Genomic DNA, 22,592 nt, shown 5'->3' on the forward strand with positions numbered 1-22,592 from the left:
CCCGCGGCGTCAACTAGAACGGCATCGGCGTCGGGTTGAGCAGTGCTTCGGGGGTTGGTTCATTCAACCAGGCGAGCCTGACAGGCACGTCGTAGAGACGCCCCGGCGCAAACCTTTTCCAGAAGAAGCGCATGCCCGGCACGACGACTTTGACGACGTTGAGCCCGATGTCGGGCCGCGTGAGGTCGAGAATCAGGACCTCGAGACCGATGCGCCGGCAAGCGGCAACGGCAATATCGACATCGTCGCGTATGTCGCCCGTCCAGGCTGATTTGAAATCAACGGACTTCGTAGCCGGTGCCAGCCGGTCAGGGACAAGGTAAGGCTTGTCATCTATTCGCGCGCCGAGCAGCCACTCGGCGCTTTCGGCATCGATCAGCTCATCAGGAATCTTGTCCAACTCCAGGCCGACCTGACTCATCTCGGTCAGCGCTCTCGTCACGGCAACCGCTGGATCGAAATGGGCTCCGTAGCCGACAATCAGCCGTTCACTGCTGCCCGTGATCCTTCGGGAGACCGCGGCCACGACCGGGATCCCGAGATCGGCAGTGAGATCGAGGAGCCACATCTCCCGGCCGACATCCCGATAGTACTGCTCGAGATTGCGGAAGTACGGATCATCGAAGCTCGTCAGATCGACGGCCGGACGCCGCAAGCGGTTGTACCACCAAAGCGCCACGCAATCCCGCTCGACGACTTCCAGGAACCCCTGACAAATCGCTTCTTCCAGGTTGTTCCCGGCGGCGTTCCCGTTTGAATCCGCCCGACAGAACTCATGATCCCTTGGGAGCGGGTACCATTGGTAGCAAGCGGCCGTCGGCAGAAATTTCTGGTGTCGATGCGTGAGCGACCAAACCGGTGTCCAGTCGATCGGCCGGCCAGGGTCGAAGCGCATGGGAATCCAATTGCTGCCGGTTGCCGAATTTGCATTCAACGTCTCGCGATCTGCGTACTGCGCCTCGCTGAATTGTAGACAGCATTCGGGACGGAGCGCGTTTTCGCCCATCTCGGCCAGAGTGGCGTTGATCCGCGGCTCGTCACCTTGATAGATGAACGAGTAACGTTCGATCGCCTCGCAGAGACCGCTGGCGCGGGCTTGCTCGCTGGTCTTGCCTTTGCCGGAGCTGGTGTGTCGGAGGATCCGGCGCAGGCCGCGCAGAGACCCGACGGTGCCCCGGCTATGGCTCGATCTATAGGTGTGAACCAAATGGTTGGCGGGATCTGAGATCCTCGTCAATTCCGTGACTATTCCGGAGACAGGGCTGATCAGGTGCTGATAGCGGGCGACGGTCTGCTCTGGCGTCATGGAGCGGTGGCCGCTTTCCTCGACATTCCGCTTCGGCGACGATTCCAGCATGATCGGCTGAAAACCTCGACGAGCGATCAGGCCGTGATCGCCGCAACAGCTGCACTGGGGCCGATGCGGCAGTGAATGCGTTTGGCAGCCGTGATTGAGATGATCCAGCGTGAGGATCTTACCCGCCAGGGTCTCCGCCCCGACATTGCCGTCCTCGGGCCCGAGCGTCCGCCCTGCCAGCCATTTTGCAATCTCCGTCGTCGTCCAATGCAGCGCCAGGTCGACAGTTGACGGAAGCGCAGGCCGTGACGTCGGCAGACAAATCGGAGCGTCGGCCTGGGCTTTCCTCTGCCGGTGTATGGACTCCTTTACTTCGAGGTTGCCCCGCAAGCGGTGAGCCAGGCACTGCCAGCAGCCAGTTTCGCCCGGCACGAAGATGGGACCGAGCCAGATGACGCTGCCGACAGGTTTGACGAGCATCCAGGGCCGTCGGGTCTTCAATGCGACCCGGTTTATCTCCTCGATCTCCGGACGCAGGTAGTCGTCGGTCACGACGACCTGAAGGTCGGGCAGAATTGCCGCCGCATCGCCGCTTCTCTGAACTGCCCGGATATCAGCAACGAGGCCCGCCTCCGATATCGACGTCAGCAATCGCGCGACGGAGACATCGCCGACGGCCACCAGCGAGATCCTGCTCTGCCGGAGCTGCATCACGACCCGGCCTGGATCGAAGCCAAGCTCGCTCCAGAATGCCGCGACGCCGGGAACTGTTCCGTCGACGGCCTCGACGAGAAAGCCCAGCCTGCTCAGCCGCGCGATCACATGATCTACAACGTCACTCGAAATTGTCTCAGACAAGAGCGAATGAATCTCGTCGATGGTGTATCGACCATCGAGCAACGGCACGATGGCGCAATACAATTGCCCTGTCAGGACGTGAGATGCGTGCTCGCTGAGCAAATATACATGCATCGGCTCGACGAGCTCGACACTGAAGTTCGGCTTGATGCACAGCCGCACCGGGCTCGCGCAACAACTCGCCATATAGTCAGCGACCTCAGCCTGCATGTCTCTCATCCGATCCCTTCGTCGTCGAGCCGGGCGACTGCCCCGTCCGCCAATCGCCTATGCCCAAATCCTTCCTCGCAGGTACGATTTGTCGGCATCTTCCGCTCCGGCCGACGCTCCTTTCGCGTTCCTGTCCACTAACCCCGTCAGTCCTTGGAGGTAGCTGCGATAGCTCATGCCCATCGCTCTTGCCTCGTCCCAGGTGATCGACCCGCTGGGGCGCTTTTTTTCCGTTCGCGGCTTCTTCGTCATTGCCGACAGCTCCTCGTTCGCTGCGAAATAATCTTGCTGAACTCGTTCGGCCTCGCACGATGGTCGCCCAGCACTGCCGGCCGATCATCGCGTCCCGCGTCATGATGTCGTCAAAACCTCCGGTGGACGAATGCCGAACTTATGACCTGCTCAGGTGCAGCCCATTCAAACGGAGCCGGATCGTTATAATTCGCGCCGTGGATCAGCGAGATCGCCAGAGATATCAAATCCCCTGGCCTTCCATGCACCACATCGACACATGTCGATGGGTCCACGAAATGCGGACGCTTCACCGGCCTTGAAAGGATCGGATTGATGTTGACCATGCGTGTGTCCTCCCGGAATCAATTGGGTTGGGTCCACCACCGGACCTCGCCCATGGTGACGGGTATGAGGTCGCTCACATCGACCGTATAGCGGAATATCCTCTTGGCGCGTTTGTTGTTCTCCGGATCGAAGAACTTCAACTTCACATCCCAACAATCGCTGTCCATGCGACAGAACGGGCTCTTGTCGACCGCAATTTCATCGAGCTGCATTCCAGCTACGAGCGAGTCGCTGAACGTCGTAGCGACCTGGAATGCGTCGGTGACGGCGAAGTTCAGCGCGCGGTCGCGGGATGTTTTTCCGAGATTCCTCAAGTCGTAGTAAACACGGTTGAGAAATGCTTCCAGCGACGAACGGATGCTCTCGGCCTGATCCGACTCCACCCCATCGCTGGCAAGTGCATTCAATGCGTTATCGATCAGTGCGTTGGTCTTCCAGCCATACATTCCGCGCGTATTGACCGGCTGGATCACCGGAACGATCTGCCCCGAGAACAGCTTGACCGTGCGCTTCGTCAGCACGCCTGGAATGGCCACGCGCTGAACGAAATTTGCGTCCGACTCCATCCTGATCTCGCCGGCGAGCATGGTGAGGAGCACTTCATAAACGTCGCGGGCAAATGCCCCGACCGGCTCGATGGCATACACCGGCGTCAGCTCGATATTCAAAGTCCAGATGAGCGATTTGGCTTCCGCAAGATTGGTCTTCAGATATTCGACCATCTGGCGCGCGTCGTAAGGATTTGCAGGAACCTGGTTGTAGTCCGGCATCAGCTGCTTGAAGCTGTCCCGTCTCGCCTCCGTGCCAAAATCATAGCCGAGCACGCCGAGTGCATAGACCAGACCGGCAGGTTCATCCATGTCCGGTATGGAGCTCGGCACCACCGAGCTGAGCGCCATGCCGGGCGCGGCGCGTGCTGCAGCCGGCCGGGCGCCGGCGCCCTCGTCCGGCAGCCGGCTGCTGCCGAGCGCCATCGCAGCCAGCGACTGGATGGCGCCTTGCGACGACTCCAGACGCAGGTCCGCCGCATTCGGCTCCGCTACTTCTGCCTGTGCGACCGTGTTCGGCTCCTCGAGCTCGTTGCAAGCGCACTGAGGGCTGATCGCCGTGTTCACCGTCATCGTGGTTCTGGTCATTTGTCCTATACTCCGTTTCAAGAGTTCGAAAGCACCTGGTAAGTTCAACCTCCCCGCCAAGCATCGGTCAGACTCGTCCGAGCCCAAGCCGTCGCATGGCAACGCACTGTCGAGCAGCAGCTGGCGAATGAAATGCGGATCAGGCTGCGAGCCTCGATCGACCTGATGGCTCAACAACAGCGCGGCAGCCGAGGCCGCGATGGGCGCCGCAAAGCTGGTGCCGCTGCGACGCGTCACGCCGCCGCCCGGCTTGGCGCCAAGGATGTCCTGGCCTGGGGCCATCAAGCCTTTGGAGCGATACGCTCCGCTCCAGTTGCTGAAATTTATCGGTCGGCCCTGGCGATCCAGCGCGCCGACCGGCAACACCATCGGGAGCGCCGCCGGAACGTGCAGACACTCGCATCCGTCGTTGCCGGCCGCCGCCACCACGAGGACGTTGCGATCGGCACAGAGGCGCACTGCGTTCTCCAGCCAGGTATCGGCCTCCCCAACGTCCGTCAGCTGACCGCCGCTGATATTGATGATGTGCGCGCCATGATCGACAGCCAGCTCGATGGCACGGCCCAGATCGAGCTGCGAGGCGCTCCGGCGATCTTCGAAGAAGACCGGAATAATGAGTCCACTGCAGCCCGACGCGAGCCCTTCGACTTCGCTGCCGGGTTGACCGAAAATGACGCTCGTAATGTGAGTCCCATGCGCGGCCATCGGGCCCAACGACTCTTGATCCGCAGGGAGCATGCTGGGCAGCAGAGCAAGATGAGCACCTCGGAAGCATGGATGTTCAAGATCGACACGGCCGTCCAGCACGGCGATACGAACGCCCGGCGAGCCTCTACCGGCATCGAATCGTTGCACATTGTTAGGACTGCCCCCAGGCGTCCACAGCACGCTGCGCGTCTCCACACCCGACGGTGACGAGCCTGCGGCGCCAAACCCGGACGGCCGCTCAACATGCCTGCCAGCAACTAAGGCAGATCGACTTGCCATCTCGTTCGCTTCCTTCGAAGACGCACCTGAAATCTCAGTTCGACGTCGGCCGCTCCAGCTCTTCAAGCTGCGCTGGAGTTGCCGATCCCAGCGACGACGTCCGCTGGGTGAACACGATCTCAGTTCGCAATGATATCTGTTGAACGATTTCTGTCGCGTGAGATAAGCGTGATTTTTCCTATCCCGGATACGATCCACCTTCCCGCGAACTTCGGACGCCGAATGCATGACGTCATTGATAGGTGCGCGGCCTGATCGCGTGTCGACGCTGACTCCGCAATCGATCAATGACTCGCTATAGGTGTGAGTGCGCGTCGTGATCGCAGCGTCCCGCCGCAGATCGAGATGAAATGCGCAACGCCCCGTTTTCGACCGAGCTCTGCGGGCCGCCCGGCGAACCAGCGCTGACGTCATGAGGCTGAATGGGACTGTCGATCCAACGGCCGGTGCAGACAGCTCGTGGCGCCTTTGAAGCATCAAGGAGCTCACTCAGTTCGAATGCTGGCCAAAGCCGCCAAGGTGCGATGAGCTCAAGACGAATGTTGTCGCGCCTTAGCTTTCATACTTGCATGATCATTTCGAACAGCCCGCTGCGCACTTGGCACTATCGCTGCCCTTCGCGTGGGGGTCGTATCCTTGACGCTCGATCTCTGGCCCAAGGCGTGTACCGTGTCGGCAGAAGAGCGCGCACAGACCGATGTAGCCCGGCGCGCCGCATTTCGGAAGGATCTCGATCCTGTCGACGCTCAGGTCAAAAGATCTGACCGACCAGATCGTCGATCACACTGCCAAGATGGCTTCCAAGATCACTGAAGAAGCCCTGTTGATGGATCGACCCATCCAACTGCGTCGCGACGTCAGCCGTGCCCGAACCTGCGGGATCGTGCCCGATCTCTCGCGACGACAAGCTTTTGTTGAGTATGCTGCGACCGATCGGTGCCGATTGAACTGGAAACATCACTTGGTCCTCCTGGTGGGATTGATGGAGCCATGATAGCCACGGCGCCTGCGTTGTCGCGTGAGTTAAGCGTGAACCGCACTTTGAATGCCTGCACTGCGTTGAGATTGCCGCGCTCTGTGCTTGAGATGGACAGCTGCACGACGATCGCTCTTGCCGGCAGTCAGAGTCTCTGCAGCGCCGGCGCCGCTACGATCGATAGCGCGGTCAGGATCTCCTGGAGGGTCGCAAGGACGCCCGCCACTTCTGCTGCCGGCACCAGGACTTCGCTCAGCGCAATCAGCAGCGCCGCGACGCCGGCCGCGATCCGGACGCGGTTGAAGTACCTGACGTAGTCGCCCTTCACACAGAGAATGTAGAAGATCAAACCTGGAGCCTGCCGGCGCAGGCTGAGGATCAGATCGAGCTTTTCGCCTTCAGGCGTGAGGAAGCGCCCCAGCACGACATCGGTCGGCACATATTTCTCACCGGGCTTGTAAGGCAGACCACGCGCCGCATAGGCTGGAATGATGCTGTTCAGCTTGATCCAGGCCTCGCCCGCACTCCAGACGCTGGCCGGTTTGATCTCGTACCATTCCTTGAAGGCGCGGTGGGAGATGATGTCCGGTCGCCGCATGCTGGCCAGTTCGTCAATGCGCCCTGGCGGAACTGTCGGATTTCTCGGCTTGAGGAACGCCGTGTAGTTCAGCGGTCCCGCCTCGTCCAGAAAGTCGTCGGCAGTGCAGGGCCCCGTCCTCTCGCAGAAATTCTCGAAAACGAACGGCTCGATGAATCGACCGAGCGCCTGCGCGATGAAGCGATCAAACAGAAATGAGGCGCGAAAACAGGCCCTGTCGCCAAATTCCCATTGGTCCAGCACTTTCTGACCGATCGACATATCCCCTAACGTGTTCTCGACGAAGCCCGCGTGGACAGGATCGAGCACGAGGGTCTTTGTGTCCAGCGTCGCGACGTCGATCAGTCCCGCTCCATCCCCACCTTCGAGCCATGTGATCTCGCGGTCCAGACGTTTGATCGTCCCAACCCCGACCACGGGGTCGTTCGGAAACAGACCGCGGTCGGTCTTGAAAGCGACTACGGCATTTCCCGTTTCCTGACCGAAAGCTCCATCGACGCCGGCAGCTTGCAAGGGGAATCCGATGGCGAGAAGCGCTTGCTGAACCAGCGCCACGCTGTCCGACACCTCAGGCGCCAGCATGCGACGCCCGCCGGACGCGATCAACTCGAGGTCTGCGTGTCCAGAAAACAACTGAGATACCAACATGCCTGTTCTCCCTGGCTCTGAGCGTGAAGCGTAAAGGCCCTGTCGACACAAATTGCCGGATATCGTGTTCTGAGGTCGGGAGCCGAACGGCCCGAGACAGGGATTCCGTTGATCGTGCCGGCGGACGCGAACAGCGCGCTCTCACCTTTATTGGTCGAGCGATGTCGATACGAAGAATATCGGCGGCTTGCTTTTTGTCGCGTGAGATAAACGTGAGTGCATCCCTCGGGCCCGGCCGACGCGCTCAACTCGCTGCGTCGTTCCTTCGCGCTCGACGGCAGTAGATGGCGGAAACTGAGCAGCCAGCCGGCTCAGGCATCATGCCGGATCCGGTTGCAGAGCAGCTCGAGCACCCCCGTTGGTTCGCTCGGCGTCCGGCTAGAGATCATGCTCGCTAATGCGGTCAACCAACTGGATCAGCCAGAAGATCGTCTGCCGCTCGTCCGGGGAAAGGTCGGCCCGATCCAGCATCTGGGTGGCCGTTTGCCGAAAATCGGCCCAGCGGGAGTAGAACTCCACCACGTCACGAGGAGCCTCCAGGCCGGATCGCCGACCTTTTTCGTCCTCACCCTCGCCGCCCGATTTGGCCATACAGAACAGTAATGCGAACATCCAAAGCTGGCGGCGTGAAAAATGTGTGAGGACACTTGGATATGCGCTTGATACAGTGTTAGGTTGTATTCATTGCGGAACGATAAGTTGTCTCACCTATGGGATTTCTGTGGTGGAGATCAAGCGCATTGAAATCAATCTGTTTGGAGCCTGCGTGGTCCGGTCCACACAGGCGGATGGATTTGAGATAACCGGAGCCAAGCACAAGGCCCTTTTTGCCCTCCTGGCGACCGCACCATTTGGGCGGCGGACCAGGCCGTTCCTTCAGGACACACTATGGGGCACGGCTTGCTATGATACGGGCAGACAGAGCCTGAGACGGGCCTTATCCGATATCAGACAGATCATGGGAGACTGCTTCACAGACGTCCTGAGCAGCACGAATTCCGACCTCACGCTCGACCTCGCCCGCGTCTCCTTCATCGGGCGGCCGGGATCCGGGGAACTGCTCGAAGGGATCAACCTCAAGGAGGACGGCTTCAACAGCTGGCTTGGCGCGATGCGCCAAAATCCTCAGCAGATCTATTCGCTGTACGGTTGCTCTACGCAGTCGCTCGCCGCGCCGATGCTGCCATTCGTCGCAGTGCTGCCGTTCCGGACGATCGGTGGAACACCCGAGCATGCCGTTCTCGGCGACTGGCTGGCCGAGGAAGTGAGTCGCTCGCTTTCACGATCGAACCTGACCTCCGTGATCTCTCATTGGTCCAGCAGGGCGCTCGATCACCGAGCCGTGGACATCGCAACAGTCCGCGCGCAGCTTGCCGTCGACTATTGCTTGGTCGGCACCCTTCGCGTTGCCACACGCGAGATCATACTCGACGCGGATTTGGTTGACACGATATCGGGCCGCATCCTGTGGACCCGGCAATTCGCGGGACCGATCGGCCGCTTCATGGATAGGTGCGCGGAAGGCGTAGCGGAGATCGTGCGCGCCATTGGCGCCACGGTGGCAGACGATGCGATCTCTCATGTGTCTGATCGTCGACTCTCCGACGTGGAAGATCATCGGCTCCTAGTGGCCGGAGTGGGGCTCATGCATCGCCCGGCACTTCGCGATTTTGCAAGGTCGCGCGAACTTATCGAAGAGACGTTGAAGCGCGCTCCCAATGCCGCTGAAGCCCACGCCTGGTTCGGGAAGTGGCACGCATTGAGCGTCTTCAATGGCTGGAGCACCGATCCGGCCAAGGATACGCGGATCGCCCTCGACAGCACCGCGCGCGCTCTCGACATCAATCCGGACAACGCATTTTGCCTCACGATCGATGGTTTCGCACACAACAATCTGCTGCGTCGCATGGATATCGCCAGTGCGCGCTACGACGAAGCGCTGCGCCGCAACCCGAATGAGGCGCTGGCTTGGCTCCTGAAGGGCGCGCTGAACGCATTCCAAGACCATGGACCTACGGCGGTCACGGCAGCCGAAAGAGCGCGGCGCCTGTCTCCGATCGATCCCTTTCGATACTACTACGAATCGCTCAGCGCGACAGCGCTTCTGTCCGCCGGACGATACGCCGAAGCGCTGGATTTCGCCGAGTGCTCACTGCAGAGACATCACCGCCACATTTCCACTTTGCGCACGAAAATCGTGGCTTTACACAATCTGGGTCGAAACGAGGACGCCAAGCGGGCGGCGTCGGACCTCTTGACTCGTCAACCACACTTCACGGTCTCCGCTTATCGCCGGGATCATCCGGCTGCGGACTACAACTTCGGCAAGCGCGCGGCCGAAGCGCTGAGCGCTGCCGGGATCCCTTCTTGAACAAAGGAGCGTCTGATGTCGATTGTAGGCGGAACGGGCGGCACCGGTGGGACCGGGGGGACGGGAGGCACGGGAGGTACAGGCGGAACCGGAGGCGGGAATCTCAATTTTACCGGGCTGGGCTCCTTCCTCGGCGCCGGCGCCGACCCCGTCTACGATCCGATCCTTGTCCAAGGTCTGCAGATCGCCGAGCAGGCAATCACCCACGTCGCCAGCCGCGATACGGCGGAGGACATCGAAGAACTCGCCTTCTCGTCCGCCGGCAACATGGCCTTGTGGGCCGACTGGGTGAGAGCCTCGCTTTACATCACCGAATTCTTGAAGGAACTCGATTGGCGCGTAGACGACAGGACCGTGACCCTCAGCTATGGCCCCCGTCGACATCACGGTGACAGCGGTGACCCTGATCGCGGCGAGCGGAGCTTCTACGCCGTGCGGCGTCCGGACAGCGATTGTTTCAAGGAGCAGTTGAAGTTCATGCGGTCCTACCTGGACCAGCGGCCCGACCGAACGCCTGAGATCATCACCCAGCTCGGCTTTCCCACACCGTATTTTGCGATGCTGCTCGGCCTTCAAGTCGGCGCCAACACTCATACGTTCGAGCTGATCACGATCACTCAGGTGCTTGCCGCCCACGTTGCGATGGTTGTGAAGCACCATCTGGCCTGTCGGCGCCCCGATCGCACCGGCGCGCAGGTCATGCCGATGATCCCGACCCCGGCTCACGGCACCTTCCCGAGCGCACACGCCACCGAAGCGTTCGCAGTCGCGACCGTCCTCAACAGATTTGTCGAACGCCAGCAACAGCACTACCCGGACGTCAAGGCGCGCCAAGCGCTAATCACCAAGCTGGCGGAGCGCATCGCCGTCAATCGGACCGTGGCCGGGGTACATTTTCCGATCGATACTTGGGCAGGAGCAATCCTGGGCCGCGCCATCGGTCAGATCGTGCTGGCCAAATGCCGCGCCGGCACCACCGTGACTGGTTATAGGTATTCCGCCAAAGGCGACCTCGACTTCTTCGTCAAGGAGTTCGCGAAGGGCGACAATCGGGGCTTCGGCGTGACCGAGACCGGATCTATCGATGTTGGATCGTCCGAGCTTTTCGAATGGCTTTGGAACAAGGCATCCGGTGAGTTTGACCTCATCCAGGAGGCATGATCATGACAGACGATGGCGCGAGCGATGATCTTGCTGATGGCTCGGACGGCGTGCCAGTCTACCTCAGCCCCTACGAATTCTGGAACTTCGGAATTGGCCAAGGCTATTCCTTTCCGGCCATCCGCGACCACGCGAAATACATCACCGCTCTAGCCGAATTCCCGAAAGCGGCGAATATCAACGCCATCTCCAATCTTCGGGGGGACCGTCGAATCGCATGGTTTCCGACGCTGTGGAATGCCGCAAAGCTGTCCTTCGTTCCCTTCGTCGTCGAGAACCCGCTCGACGACGTCAAGGGGCCGAAGGCGCTTCGCAACCTTCTCAGCAGAGGCTTGATGCAATTGAACACGGAATTCGCCATCGATGCGAATTTTGCCACGATAGAGGAGGCTCGGACACGCGTTGCATTTCCGGTGCCTGAGCGGGCGATGCATCCTGGTCAAGGGCGCTATCCGGAGCGGCCGGACTGGCGCCCCGACGACGGGCTCCGCGGACGGATATCAGGGCAAAAGCGAATCACCATCATCGCGGTCATCGACGATGGCCTGCCCTTCGCGCACCGCAATTTTCGAGACCTTGGCGGGACGCGAACACGCGTCGAGTTCTGTTGGCTGCAATCAGCCATCGCCAATCCGCAGCAGGACAGCGTTCTGTTCGGGCGGGAATACATGCGGAGCCAGATCGAGGACTACATCGCGCAATACGGAGACGACGAAGACACGCTGTACCGCAAGGCCGGAGCAGCCGTCGACACGGAGGCCCTAGGCAGCCTGATCGACCGGCGCGCTACCCACGGTGCTCACGTCATGGATCTTGCCGCTGGATGCGCCTCCGAACGCGGTGACGACCCAAGCGAGGAAATTCGCATTATCGGCGTGCAGTTACCAAACACCGTCGCCTGGGATACGTCAGGCTTCGGCAAGGACATGTACATGTTGTCGGCATTTCACTACATCTTCGACCGTGCCGACGTCATCGCCAGAGGATACGGCATCGACAAGCCGCGCCTGGTCATCAACTTCAGCTATGGTTTTTCCGGAGGGCGCCACGACGGCGGGACGGAGCTCGAGGCAGCGATCGATGAGATGGTTGCGCTCCGCCGCCACTCGACAGGCCCGACGGCTCTCGTGGTGCCGAGCGGAAATAGCTTTCTCGATCGCTTGCACGCCGTCGTCAGCGAAGCGGATTTCGATCGCGGACAAGCCAGGCTGAATTGGCGCATCCAACCAAACGATCGGACACCCAGCTATCTCGAGCTCTGGTTTGCGAGGAACTTGGAGCCATCCGGCTACACGATCAAATTGATCGATCCTCTCGATCGCTCACGCGTCTCCTTGCCTGTTCAATTCAATCAGATGAAGACGGGCGGCGATCCAAGGTCACATAAGCCTCTCTTGAACGCCGAAGGCCGGCCAGTAGGTCTGATCAGTGCTGATTTGCACAGGGGGCAACGATGGCGGGTCTTGGTCATCCTGGCGCCAACGGAACCGGAAATGGCTTCACTTCCGGCCATCGAATCCGGCCAATGGACCGTCGTGATCAGCCGAGACGAGAACACTGCACCGCTTGAGCAGCCGATCCAATGCTGGATCCAACGTGCTGCGGACCCCGAAGGTCTGCGCTCGGGGAGTCGGCAGAGCTATTTCGATCAACCTGCGAATACTCGCTACACCCCTGAGGGAGATCTCAGTGAAACGGATGCGACGGGATCGATGGTTCGCCGCTTCGGCAGCCTCAACGGATTGGCCACCGGTCGCACCTCGCTGATCGTGGGCGGTTATAGACTTGGCGCGGGGCTCGGCTCTTCCCTCAAAGGCGTCCGTCCAGCAGCCTACAGCTCTGCAGGGGCGCTCGAAAGTGGATGGCCGGAGGCCAGGGTCGCGTGCTCATCCATGTCTGACCGATCACGAGTCCTGACCGGAACGATCGCAGCGGGGGTTCGGAGCGGCGCACGGTCCCGCTTGGACGGCACCAGTACAGCTGCCCCATTCGTGGCGCGACAACTGACAGCGGCCTTCGTCACGGCCGGAGATGAGTGCGTAGAGAAAGCCGCCCTTGAGAACTACCGGTCGTTACTTCATGGGTATTGGGAGGATCACGGCGCAGACGACAATGAAAGCGCAGTTCTGAGGAAGGCGCGACTTGGTTTCGTACGCGTACCTCCGCACTGGCAACCTGGCTTCGACAATTCGAACGACGACCGAATCGGCTGACTCGATTTCACCTGGCAGAATTGGTCATTTTGGCTTGCCAATGTGGCCATGATGCGAAAAGCGGTGGTTCGGCCCCCGACCGGGCCAGAAAGTCAATCGATCGGGGCACGACGAGTGTGCCAGTCCGTCACCGACTGGAACGCATGCCCGGCGCGGGCGAGCACATCCTCGGACAGATGCGGGCCGACGAGCTGCATGCTGAGCGGCAGGCTATCCGACGCCATGCCATTCGGCAGCGTGATGGTCGGACTGCCCGAGAAGTCGAACACCGCGGTGAAGCGCAAGATGCTGAGCAGCACGTTCGGATCCGCGCCGTACTCGCCCATCTTGGTCAGCGTCGGAATCGGCACGGGCATGGTGGGGACCAGGAGCAGGTCGATATCGGCAAACAGGGCCGCCAAGCTGCCGCAGAACTTCAGCCTCTCGTGATGGATCTGCGCGATCTCGACGCCGCTCATCGATCTACCCTGCTCGATCAACTGCGCTAGATCGGGGCCGTATTCCGACTTCCGGGACGGATAGGTTTCGAGATGCGCCTCTGCGGTCTCGATCGAGCACATCGGAATCCACATGCTTACGAGCTTCTCGTAGGCCGGGAACTTAACCTCGCGGAAATCGGCCCCAAGCGCAGCGAGCGTCCGCTCGGCTTCCAGCAACGCGGCAGCCACTTGCGGATCGATTCCGTTCTGGGTGTAGCTGCGGTCTACGCCGATCCGCAGGCCTCGGACCCCGCCACCGATACCTGCGAGATAGTCCGGCACCGGCGCCTGCAGGGCCGTCGGATCGTTGACATCGGCGCCGGCGATGACGCCGAGCATGGCGGCTGCATCGGCTGCGCTCCGGCACATCGGCCCGACATGATCGAGCGAATCCGCCAAGGGGAAGACTCCATAGCGGCTGACGCGTCCCCAGGTCGGCTTGATCCCGGTCAGGCCGCATGTTGCCGACGGAAACCGGATTGAGCCGCCGGTGTCGCTACCGATCGAGCCGAAGCAGAGCCCCGCCGACGTCGCCACGCCCGATCCGCTCGAGGACGAGCCGACCCAGTAATCGACACCCCAGGGATTGAGCGGCGCCTGGTCGTTCGGATGGTGGCTGGTGTAGGCGCCCTCGGTCATTTTTAGCTTGCCGAGCGTGACGGCGCCGGCCTGTTCGAGCCGGTCCACGATCGTCGCGTTGAAGGACGGGACGAATTTGGCGTGGATCATGGTGCCACCAGCCGTCGGCGCAAAGGTCGTGTAGCAGAGGTCCTTCAGTCCGATCGGCACGCCGTGCAGCGGCCCGCGCCAGATGCCCTTGGCGAGCTCGGCGTCACAGCGCTTCGCCTGTGCGATGGCGCGCTCGGCAAGGACGAGCGCATAGCCGTGAAATTTGCCGTCGAGCCTGGCGATCCGGCCCAGCATGGCCTCGGTCACTTTCGAGGGCAGAAGCTCGCCGCGACGAAACAGCTCGGAGAGCTCGGTGATGGACTTGTAGTGGATTGGATCTGCTGACATCTGACAGCCCTGTTGTTGTCGGAAAACGGCCCTGCCCGCCGGCGCCGCTGGCGGCCCGGTTTCGTCGCTGCGCGGGTCGGAATGGGCCTAAAACTGCACCCCGCGCGTGAGCGCACCGTCGACCACGAGGTTGGTCCCGGTGATAAAGCTCGCAGCCTTGCTGGCAAGAAAGACCGCGCCGTTTGCCATTTCCTGCGGCGTGCCCATGCGGCCGGTCGGATTGAGCGCCAGCGCAGTCTTGTACAGCTCGGGATTGCCGTCTTTGATCTGATTCCAAACGCCGCCCTCGAAATAGGTGTTGCCCGGCGACACCGAGTTGGCGCGGATGCCCTTGCCGGCAAGCTGGAAGGCGAGCCCCTGCGTGTAGTGGATGATCGCGGCCTTGAATGTGCCGTAGGGACCGCTGGCGAAATCGACCTCGCGGCCCGACACGCTGGAGATGGTGACGATCGCGGCGGCCTTGCTCTTCTCCAGGTACGGCATCGCCGCATTGATCAGCCGCACCGTGCCCATCATGTCGGTGGAGAACTCCTTCTCCCAGCTCTCCTCGTCCTGCCCGATCGATAACGCGCTGACATTGGCGACGACAATGTCGATGCCGCCGAGCTTGGAGGCCATATCCTCTACCCAGGCCTTGAGCGCCGGACCATTGGAAACGTCGACCGAGCTGCCGAACGCGGCGACGCCCTTCGCCTTGATCGCAGTGACCGCGCTGTCGACGTCAACCTGGTTGCGCGCGCAAATGCCGACATTGGCCCCTTCTGCCGCGAAGGTGTCGGCGATTGCCCTGCCGATCCCCTTGGTGCTGCCTGTGACGAGAACCTTTGCGCCCTTGAGTCCGAGATCCATGTTCTTCCCTCCCTATTGACGACTTGAAAGCACGCCTGAGGCCGTTCAGAGCAGAAGCTGTTCGCGCACGTTGTCCTCGTTGACCTCGGCGCCTGCGAGCGACCGCGTAATCTTGCCCTTCTCCATGATGTAGCAGCGTTCGGCGATCGCCAGGATCGTGTCGAGGTTCTGCTCGACGAAGATGATGGTGGTTCCGAGCTCGTTGCGGAACGACCGGAGCGCCTCGCAGATGTGCTGAACGATCGACGGCTGGATACCCTCGGAGGGCTCGTCGAGGATCATCAGGGACGGATTGCCGATCAGCGCGCGACCTATGGCGAGCTGCTGTTGCTCGCCGCCCGACATGGTGCCGGCTGCCTGCCGACGGCGCTCCTTGAGCCGCGGAAAATACTCGTAGACGAGCTCCGGCAGCTTCTTGCCTCCGGGACCGCCGATCAAGCGACCGACTTCGAGGTTCTCTTCGACCGTCATCTGCGGAAACACGTCGCGCCCCTGCGGGATGTAACCGAAGCCCGCCCTCGCCCGTGCGTCGGCCTCCAGCGAGGTCACGTCTTGTCCGACGAAACTGATGGTGCCGCGCCAGGTCTGGAGCAGCCCGATGATGCATCGCATCAGGGTCGACTTGCCGACGCCGTTGCGGCCGATCACGCCGACGATCTCGCCCCGCGAGACCGACATGGTCACCCCCTGCAGGATCGGTGTCGCACCGTATCCGGCCCATAGTTCCGAAACGTCCAGAATCCGGTCGGCGGCATCGGGCTTAGTGAGCATGGGTTTTCCCGAGATAGATTTCAGCGACCTTCTCGTCCTGCAGGATGCTCGCGAGATTGCCCCGCGCGAAAATCCTGCCGAGATGCAGCACTGTCACGCGCTGGGCGACCTGGCGCACGAAGGCCATGTCGTGCTCGACCACGAGCACCGTCATGCCTTCTGCGTTGAACGACTTGATCAGTTCGCCGGTCTTGTAGGTCTCCTCCGGCGACATGCCGGCGGTCGGCTCGTCCAGCAACAGCAGTTGCGGCTTCAGCGCCAGCGCCATTCCTATTTCGAGCCATTGCTGCTGGCCGTGCGACAGCGCGCCCGCGAGCTTGTCGCAATCCGCCGCGAGATTGAGCAGCGTCAGCAGGCGGTCTTCCTCGGCGATGCGCTCCGCGCCGGACAGTCGCTCCTGCAGCGCGGTCTGGATGTTCTGGCGGACCGGCAATTCCTTGAAGACGCTCGGGGCCTGCATCTTGATGCTCATGCCCCGCTGCACTCGCGTGTAGGGCCGCTCGGCCGTGATATCGACGGTGTCGAACAGGATGCTGCCCTCGGTCGGCGGATAGAGGCCGACGATCAGCTTGAACAGCGTGCTCTTGCCGGCGCCGTTGGGTCCGATCAGGCAGTGTATCTCGCCAGCATTGACCGTGAGGTCGACGCCCGAGACCGCCGTCAGCCCGCCGAAGCGCTTCGAAACGCCTTTGACTTCGACCAGAGCCATGATCAGGACTCTTCCGGTTGCAGGCGGCCGGCTTCGGCTACGTCGCTGCGCCGCCGGCGTGCCTGCCACCAGTCGGCGGCGAGCTTACCGATGCCAAGCACGAAGCCTTGCGGCGCCAGCATCACGGTCGCGAGCAGCAGCGCGCCCATCAGCACCAGCGCCGCCTGCTGGCTGTAGACGGTGATGGTTTGAAAGCCGAAGAGAAGCAGGAACGACCCAACCAGCGTCGCAGTCAGATCGCTGCGCCCGGAGAAGGCCACCCATACGATCGGCATCGCAGCCGCCGGCAAGCCGATGCTGGATGGCGTGATGAACTGCCCCCAGGATGTGTAGAGCGCGCCGCTGAGGCCGGCGAGACCGCTGCCGATCACGAAGGTCAGCAGCTGATATTTGCGGACATCGTAACCGAGCATCTCCGCACGCTGGGGATTCTCGCGCGTCGCCACGATGACGTTGCCGATGCCCGAGTTCACCAGCATACGCAGCGCGAGATAGACGATCACGATCAGCGCGACCATGACGTAGTAGAGCGCCGATCCCTCGACGTAGACGTCACCCACCGTTAGAGGGTCCATACCCTTCATGCCGTTGAAGCCGTTCAGCCGCGCCGAGCCGATGTGCCATTCCGGTCCGGCCGTTTGTCCGAGGAAGAAGGCGAGCACCAGCGTTGCGGACAGCGTCACGATGCCGAAGAAGATGCCGTTGATGCCGCCCCAGATCATGAAATAGCCGAGGATGCCCGCCGCGATCATCGCGATGGCAACGGAGAGCACGAGCGCGGCGATCGTCGCGGTGCCGCCGCCCATGTTGATCGCAAGCACGCCGTAACCGTAACCGGCGATGCCAAAGAACAGGGTCTGGCCGAACGACAGCATGCCGCCATAGCCCCACATCAGGCAGAGGCCGAGCGCCATGAAAATCCAGATCAGGAAGTAGGCGAAATTGCCGACATCGTAGGAGTCGGCGAACAGCGGGTAGGCCAGCGCTCCCCCCAACACAACGAGGAAGCAGGTCCAGAACATCCTGCCGCGTCCGAGCGTCTGTGGGCCTTCCAGCAGCCTCAACATCAACGATTCCCCCTAGCGCCCACGACGAACCAGCACGCTGGAGAGCCCTTCGGGCAACACGCGAATGATCAGGATGACGGCCACCAGCATACCGATCTGTCCGATGATCTGACCGTAGCTCGCGTTCAGCGCCATCCGGATCATCGCCAGGAACACGGCGGCCGGCGCCGTTCCGAGCAGAACGTTGGCGCCGCCGATCACGACGGTCACGAAGCTCTCGACCACGAAGGTCGCCCCCATGGTCGGGATCAGCGTCATGGTCGGCGCGTAGAGCGCTCCGCAAAGTCCGGCGAGGCCGGTGCCGATTCCGAAGCTGATGGCATAGATGCGGCCCGTGCGCGCGCCGAGTGCCTTCGCCATCGCCGCATTCTGCATGGTCGCGCGGGCGATCACGCCGAACCGCGTCTTCATGAAGATGATGTAGAGGCCGGCCAGCACCGCCACGGCGCAGGCGAACAGAACGAGGCGATAGGTCGAGAACGTGTAGCCGCCGATGGCAAAACTTCCCTCGGGCGTTCCGATGCCGCGCACGGCGGAGCCGACGATCAGCAGCATCGATTGCGTCACGATGAGGCTGAGGCCCCAGGTCGCGAGCAGCGAATCCAGCGGCCGCTTGTAGAAGCGCCGCACCACCAGGAACTCGACCAGGACACCGATGAGGCCCGCCGTCACTGCGGCCAGGATCTGCGCGACGGCGAGCGGCACGCCCAGATTGACCAGGCCAACGGTGACATAAGCGCCGCACATGATGAACTCGCCATGCGCCATGTTGATGACGCCCATCATGCCGAAAACGATGGCGAGGCCTGCGGCCGAGAGAATGAGGAACGCGAACACGTCGGCAAACTGATAGAATACCGAGAACACTTCAGCCGACATCTTGATCCCCTTGCCGCTCCCGGCGCCGCATCGTTGCGGCGCCGGCCTTGTTCAAGTTCGTGACGCTCAACACGAGCAAGATCCGTGCCCGGACGTCACGATTTCTTGGGGAGATGGCTCGGCGTGTACTGATCCTTGTCGTTCTTCTTGGTCAGATCGCAGCCGATCTCGCCCAGCCAATACGGCTGGATCGTGCCGTAGTCTTTCTCGACCTTCACCTCGTGCTTCGGCCCAACCGAGATCAGGCGCATGCGGTGCGAGGTGTGCTGACTCTTCGGATCGATGCAGACCTTGCCCTCGGGGGCATCGATGCAGGCATCGCCGGTCGCGATCACCTTGCGCATGTCCTCGAGCTTGGTCGACTTCGCCTTCTCGACCAGTGTCTTGTACATGTAGAGCGCGTTATAGGCATTGTAGCCCATGTCGTTGATGTAGAGCTCGTCGGGGAACTTGGCGTGCCAGCGCTTCTTGAACTCGGTCGCCTCCGGCGTGTCGATCTCCTCGAACCAGTTCGCGGTCGCGTGCATGTTGTTGAGCGCCGGCGGCTTGAAGCGCTTGTGCTCGAAGCCGAGCATGACCTTGATCGACGAGCCCATCGGCAGGTTGAGGTTGGCCGCGGCCGCCTGCTCGAAGAACGAATCCTGGGCGGCGCCGACGTTGATCGTGAGCAGCCAGTCCGGCTTCGCCTTCTGGATGTTCTGGATGGTCTGCGCGAACTGCGACACGCCGAGCGGGATGAACTCCTCGCCGACGACCTGGCCGCCGAGATCCTTCATGATCTTGCGGTTCCACTCGGCCGAGATCTGGCCGAAATTGTAGTCGGCGGCGATGACATAGACCTTCTTGCCGAATTTCTCGACCATCCAGGGAATCAGCGTCGAGAACTGCTGCTCGGGCACCGCGCCCATGCTGATCATGCTGGCGTCGCAGACGCCGCCTTCGTACTGGTTGGTGTAGAAGTACGGCGTGGTGGTACGATCGACGATCGGACGCAGCGCCTCGCGCGAGGCAGAGGTGATGCCGCCGATCAGCAGGTCGACCTTGTCGCGGTTGAGCAGACGCCGGCCGAACTCCTGATAGCGCGCATTGTCGCCCTGCGGATCGAGATGGATGAGCTCGATCTGCCGGCCCAGAATGCCGCCGCTCTTGTTGATTTCCTCCACGGCGAGCTGCGAGCCGTGCAGCTTCGGCATGCCCATGAAGGCGAGGTCGCCCGACACGTCCTCGAGCAGACCTATCTTCAGCGGCGGTTCCGCTGCATGAGCGCCAACGATCGATGCTGCCGTACCGAGCATCGCGCCGAGCAGAATAGCACGCAACTTACGTCCCGAATTCATCGTGATGTCCCCTGTTGTTGAAAGTGCTGACGTCATGGCTTGAGGTAATTCTTAAGGATCGATGCCCCCATCGTGTATTTGGGGTCGACCATGTTGCCGAGGCGCATGCGGCCGGCCTGGCTGAGCAGCATGTAGGCGTCGATCTCATCGAAGCCGTAATCGGCCGCCATCCACCGCACGAGCTCGCGATAGGCGATGCGGGCCGCGTCCTCGAGCGGACGCGCGCTGCCGATCGTCATGATGAAGTCCCTGGTCTCGAGCCTCGGCCACGCAAAGGTCCAGTCCTTGATCAGGTCAACCTGCAGCGTGACGGTCGCGCGCTGCTCCAGCGCCACGCCGGAGAGCTCGCCGTCGCCCTGCGTCGCGTGGCAGTCGCCGACGTAGAGCATCCCGCCGTCGGTGTGCACCGGGAAATAGATGATGGCGCCGGGCGCGACGTCGGGAAGATCCATGTTGCCGCCGTGATAGTCCGGCTGCAGCGAAGAGATCGCCTCGATCTCCGGCGAGACGCCGATCGTGCCGATGAAGGGCTCGTAGGGCAGCGTGAGCCTGTCGTTCCAGCGCACGCCGTTCCTGTCGACATGCACTTTCTTCACGCGTTCCGGCAGCGGCGGATTGAGCAGCGCCGTCGAGCCTGTCCCGACCAGTCCGCCGAATTCCGGAATGACGCAGGTCGTGCCGGCCGGCTGCTCGCCCCGGGTCTCGACGTCGCGAATGTGGATCGCAAGGCAATCGCCCTTCCTGGCGCCATTCACCGCGATCGGCCCACATTGCGGATTGAGATAGGGAAAGTTCAACTTCGCGGTGGGGCTGTCGGTCTCCTTGGTGAGCGCGCCACCAAAGGCATCTTCGGTCTCTACGACGACCACTCCGCCGGGATCTATCGACAGGGTCGGCTTGGCATAAGGACCGTAGACGTAGTGGAAGCCGCCCTGCTGCTCGATCGTGAGACTATGGGTCGTGCCACTCGCGCCCTTGGCGACGGCGCGCCTGGCCATGATGGATGTCTTCAACCAGTCTTCGGACATGTGATCGGCTCCTCGATTCAGATCGCGGGATGACGCTTGTGCCAGTCGGTCACGCGCTGGAACGCATCGCCCGCGCGAACGAGGAGTGCCTCGTCGAAATGACGCCCGACGAACTGGAAGCCGACCGGGCCGCCATTCGCCGCGAAGCCGCCGGGCAACGTCACGGTCGGGCTTCCCGTCATGTCGAACGGACATGTAAAGCGGAGCAGGCCTCCGATCAGCGAGGCGTCCTCTCCGAGCGCTGCCATCTTGGCAAGCGTCGGCGCCGCAAATGCCTGCGCCGGGATCGCAAGGAGATCGACCGTCTCGAACAGCGCGCGCACAGCGCCGCGAAACGCTTCGCGGCGGAGCACGATCTTCTGGTAGTCCATACCGGACTGTTGCCGCCCGAGATCGAGCAGGCCGGCCAGCGCCGGGCCGTATTGGTCCTTGCGCGCCGGATAGGTATCCTCGTGCGCGACCGCGACTTCGATGCCGCAGAGCGGGAACCAGTCGTCGATGATCGCCTTGGGATCGGGAAACGCAATTTCCTTGATCTTCGCCCCGAGATCGGCCGCCACCCGCAAACCCTCGGCCAGCACCTTGGCCGCATCTCCATCAGTGCCTTCGCTAGTCCAGCGCCGGTCGATGCCGATGGTCACATCGCGCAGATCGCCGGTCAGGCCGGCGAGATAATCGGGCACGGCCAGCGGCACCGCTGTCGTATCCTTGGGATCCTTGCCGGCGATGACGCCGAGGATGGCACCGCAATCGACCGCACTCCGCGCCATCGGGCCGATGTGGTCCAACGTCGCCGCAAGCTCGAATGCGCCATAACGGCTGACCCGTCCCCAGGTCGGTTTAAGTCCGGTGACTCCGTTCGCCGCGGACGGAAAGCGGATCGACCCGCCGGTATCGGTACCGAGCGAGCCGAAGCAAAGGCCCGCCGCGGTCGCAACGCCGGAGCCGCTCGAAGAGGCACCGGGCCAGAGATCCGCGTTCCACGGATTTCTCGGCGGGTCGATCTTCGGATGATGGTCGGCGTAAGCGCCTTCGGTCTGCTGCAGCTTGCCGAGGATGATCGCGCCGGCATCCTTCAGCCGTGCGACGACCGTTGCATCCTCAGTGGGGCGGAAGTCGCGATGGATCGTCATGCCATGCGCGGAAGGTGCGCCCTTCGCCCAGCAGAGATCCTTCACCGCCACCGGCACACCGTGCAGCGGCCCCTTGATTTTGCCGGAGGCGATCTCCTTCTCGGCCGCGGCTGCTTCCGCAAGCGCCGAGTCGGCCATGACATGCGCAAAACTCTTGAGCTTGCCGTCGAGCTCGTCGATCCGGCCGAGCAACGCCTTGGTGACTTCGACCGATGACAGTTCCTTTGCCTGGAGCTTTTGCCCGATCTCGACGAGTCCAAGATAATGGAGATCTGTTGCCGCCATTGCT

18 protein-coding genes are annotated in these 22,592 nt (G+C 62.0%); 3 read left to right on the plus strand and 15 right to left on the minus strand.

The window, feature by feature from the left end; all coding sequences use genetic code 11:
- Positions 1–13: 13 nt before the first annotated feature.
- From DCM80_RS01140 to DCM80_RS01165, 6 genes are all read right to left on the minus strand, one after another.
- Complete coding sequence (locus DCM80_RS01140) at positions 14–2,365, minus strand: TOMM precursor leader peptide-binding protein (RefSeq protein ID WP_257195353.1); 2,352 nt, start codon at positions 2,363–2,365, stop codon at positions 14–16.
- 362 nt (positions 2,366–2,727) lie between these two features.
- Complete coding sequence (locus tag DCM80_RS01145; protein ID WP_257195354.1) at positions 2,728–2,943, minus strand: cyanobactin biosynthesis system PatB/AcyB/McaB family protein; 216 nt, start codon at positions 2,941–2,943, stop codon at positions 2,728–2,730.
- 18 nt (positions 2,944–2,961) lie between these two features.
- Positions 2,962–5,544: a PatA/PatG family cyanobactin maturation protease gene (locus DCM80_RS01150; protein ID WP_306594629.1), complete on the minus strand. Its 2,583-nt coding sequence runs from the start codon at positions 5,542–5,544 to the stop codon at positions 2,962–2,964.
- Positions 5,545–5,818: 274 nt separating this feature from the next.
- The gene (locus tag DCM80_RS01155; protein ID WP_257195356.1) at positions 5,819–6,025 is read right to left on the minus strand and encodes a hypothetical protein; all 207 of its coding nucleotides are present in this window, start codon (positions 6,023–6,025) and stop codon (positions 5,819–5,821) included.
- 163 nt (positions 6,026–6,188) lie between these two features.
- Positions 6,189–7,289: a peptidoglycan-binding protein gene (locus DCM80_RS01160; protein ID WP_257195357.1), complete on the minus strand. Its 1,101-nt coding sequence runs from the start codon at positions 7,287–7,289 to the stop codon at positions 6,189–6,191.
- Between the two features lie 378 nt (positions 7,290–7,667).
- Positions 7,668–7,901 carry a hypothetical protein gene (locus tag DCM80_RS01165; protein ID WP_028137902.1) on the minus strand — a complete coding sequence of 78 codons (234 nt, stop codon included), beginning with the start codon at positions 7,899–7,901 and terminating at the stop codon, positions 7,668–7,670.
- Positions 7,902–8,013: 112 nt separating this feature from the next.
- Here DCM80_RS01165 and DCM80_RS01170 point away from each other — a divergent pair, with 112 nt between their 5' ends.
- The 3 genes from DCM80_RS01170 to DCM80_RS01180 are packed head-to-tail and all read left to right on the plus strand — an operon-like array spanning position 8,014 to position 13,034.
- Entirely contained in the window at positions 8,014–9,660 is a 1,647-nt protein-coding gene (locus DCM80_RS01170) for a hypothetical protein (RefSeq protein WP_257195358.1), read from the plus strand.
- 15 nt (positions 9,661–9,675) lie between these two features.
- Positions 9,676–10,821, plus strand: coding sequence for a phosphatase PAP2 family protein (locus DCM80_RS01175; RefSeq protein WP_257195359.1), 1,146 nt, complete (start codon positions 9,676–9,678; stop codon positions 10,819–10,821).
- A gap of 2 nt (positions 10,822–10,823) precedes the next feature.
- Positions 10,824–13,034: a hypothetical protein gene (locus DCM80_RS01180; protein WP_257195360.1), complete on the plus strand. Its 2,211-nt coding sequence runs from the start codon at positions 10,824–10,826 to the stop codon at positions 13,032–13,034.
- Positions 13,035–13,126: 92 nt separating this feature from the next.
- Here DCM80_RS01180 and DCM80_RS01185 read toward each other — a convergent pair whose 3' ends face one another.
- The 9 genes from DCM80_RS01185 to DCM80_RS01225 form a co-directional block, all read right to left on the minus strand.
- A complete protein-coding gene (locus DCM80_RS01185) occupies positions 13,127–14,530 on the minus strand; it encodes an amidase (RefSeq protein WP_257195361.1) in 1,404 nt (467 codons plus the stop codon).
- Between the two features lie 87 nt (positions 14,531–14,617).
- Entirely contained in the window at positions 14,618–15,379 is a 762-nt protein-coding gene (locus DCM80_RS01190) for an SDR family NAD(P)-dependent oxidoreductase (RefSeq protein ID WP_257195362.1), read from the minus strand.
- A gap of 45 nt (positions 15,380–15,424) precedes the next feature.
- The gene (locus tag DCM80_RS01195; RefSeq protein WP_257175955.1) at positions 15,425–16,150 is read right to left on the minus strand and encodes an ABC transporter ATP-binding protein; all 726 of its coding nucleotides are present in this window, start codon (positions 16,148–16,150) and stop codon (positions 15,425–15,427) included.
- The gene (locus DCM80_RS01200) at positions 16,140–16,859 is read right to left on the minus strand and encodes an ABC transporter ATP-binding protein (protein ID WP_257195363.1); all 720 of its coding nucleotides are present in this window, start codon (positions 16,857–16,859) and stop codon (positions 16,140–16,142) included. Before DCM80_RS01200 ends, DCM80_RS01195 begins: the two co-directional genes overlap by 11 nt.
- 2 nt (positions 16,860–16,861) lie before the next feature.
- The gene (locus DCM80_RS01205; protein ID WP_257195365.1) at positions 16,862–17,926 is read right to left on the minus strand and encodes a branched-chain amino acid ABC transporter permease; all 1,065 of its coding nucleotides are present in this window, start codon (positions 17,924–17,926) and stop codon (positions 16,862–16,864) included.
- A 12-nt stretch (positions 17,927–17,938) separates the two neighbouring features.
- Positions 17,939–18,805: a branched-chain amino acid ABC transporter permease gene (locus DCM80_RS01210; RefSeq protein ID WP_257195366.1), complete on the minus strand. Its 867-nt coding sequence runs from the start codon at positions 18,803–18,805 to the stop codon at positions 17,939–17,941.
- A 95-nt stretch (positions 18,806–18,900) separates the two neighbouring features.
- Entirely contained in the window at positions 18,901–20,142 is a 1,242-nt protein-coding gene (locus DCM80_RS01215; protein WP_373569381.1) for an urea ABC transporter substrate-binding protein, read from the minus strand.
- 32 nt (positions 20,143–20,174) lie between these two features.
- Entirely contained in the window at positions 20,175–21,170 is a 996-nt protein-coding gene (locus tag DCM80_RS01220) for an acetamidase/formamidase family protein (protein WP_257195367.1), read from the minus strand.
- Positions 21,171–21,187: 17 nt separating this feature from the next.
- On the minus strand, positions 21,188–22,588 hold the full coding sequence (locus DCM80_RS01225; RefSeq protein ID WP_257195368.1) for an amidase: 1,401 nt from the start codon (positions 22,586–22,588) through the stop codon (positions 21,188–21,190).
- Positions 22,589–22,592: the final 4 nt, after the last annotated feature.

Source organism: Bradyrhizobium sp. WBOS08 (assembly GCF_024585125.1).
GTDB classification, from domain to species: domain Bacteria; phylum Pseudomonadota; class Alphaproteobacteria; order Rhizobiales; family Xanthobacteraceae; genus Bradyrhizobium; species Bradyrhizobium japonicum_B.

Excerpts from the sequence above, each read along its gene's own strand:
- DCM80_RS01185 (WP_257195361.1), bottom strand. The coding sequence starts at position 14,530 with ATGTCAGCAGATCCAATCCACTACAAGTCCATCACCGAGCTCTCCGAG.
- DCM80_RS01180 (WP_257195360.1), top strand. The coding sequence starts at position 10,824 with ATGACAGACGATGGCGCGAGCGATGATCTTGCTGATGGCTCGGACGGC.
- DCM80_RS01175 (WP_257195359.1), top strand. The coding sequence starts at position 9,676 with ATGTCGATTGTAGGCGGAACGGGCGGCACCGGTGGGACCGGGGGGACG.
- DCM80_RS01200 (WP_257195363.1), bottom strand. The coding sequence starts at position 16,859 with ATGGCTCTGGTCGAAGTCAAAGGCGTTTCGAAGCGCTTCGGCGGGCTG.
- DCM80_RS01145 (WP_257195354.1), bottom strand. The coding sequence starts at position 2,943 with ATGGTCAACATCAATCCGATCCTTTCAAGGCCGGTGAAGCGTCCGCAT.
- DCM80_RS01205 (WP_257195365.1), bottom strand. The coding sequence starts at position 17,926 with ATGTTGAGGCTGCTGGAAGGCCCACAGACGCTCGGACGCGGCAGGATG.
- DCM80_RS01215 (WP_373569381.1), bottom strand. The coding sequence starts at position 20,142 with ATGAATTCGGGACGTAAGTTGCGTGCTATTCTGCTCGGCGCGATGCTC.
- DCM80_RS01150 (WP_306594629.1), bottom strand. The coding sequence starts at position 5,544 with ATGCTTCAAAGGCGCCACGAGCTGTCTGCACCGGCCGTTGGATCGACA.
- DCM80_RS01190 (WP_257195362.1), bottom strand. The coding sequence starts at position 15,379 with ATGGATCTCGGACTCAAGGGCGCAAAGGTTCTCGTCACAGGCAGCACC.
- DCM80_RS01195 (WP_257175955.1), bottom strand. The coding sequence starts at position 16,150 with ATGCTCACTAAGCCCGATGCCGCCGACCGGATTCTGGACGTTTCGGAA.
- DCM80_RS01220 (WP_257195367.1), bottom strand. The coding sequence starts at position 21,170 with ATGTCCGAAGACTGGTTGAAGACATCCATCATGGCCAGGCGCGCCGTC.
- DCM80_RS01155 (WP_257195356.1), bottom strand. The coding sequence starts at position 6,025 with ATGTTTCCAGTTCAATCGGCACCGATCGGTCGCAGCATACTCAACAAA.
- DCM80_RS01165 (WP_028137902.1), bottom strand. The coding sequence starts at position 7,901 with ATGTTCGCATTACTGTTCTGTATGGCCAAATCGGGCGGCGAGGGTGAG.
- DCM80_RS01160 (WP_257195357.1), bottom strand. The coding sequence starts at position 7,289 with ATGTTGGTATCTCAGTTGTTTTCTGGACACGCAGACCTCGAGTTGATC.
- DCM80_RS01210 (WP_257195366.1), bottom strand. The coding sequence starts at position 18,805 with ATGTCGGCTGAAGTGTTCTCGGTATTCTATCAGTTTGCCGACGTGTTC.
- DCM80_RS01140 (WP_257195353.1), bottom strand. The coding sequence starts at position 2,365 with ATGCAGGCTGAGGTCGCTGACTATATGGCGAGTTGTTGCGCGAGCCCG.
- DCM80_RS01225 (WP_257195368.1), bottom strand. The coding sequence starts at position 22,588 with ATGGCGGCAACAGATCTCCATTATCTTGGACTCGTCGAGATCGGGCAA.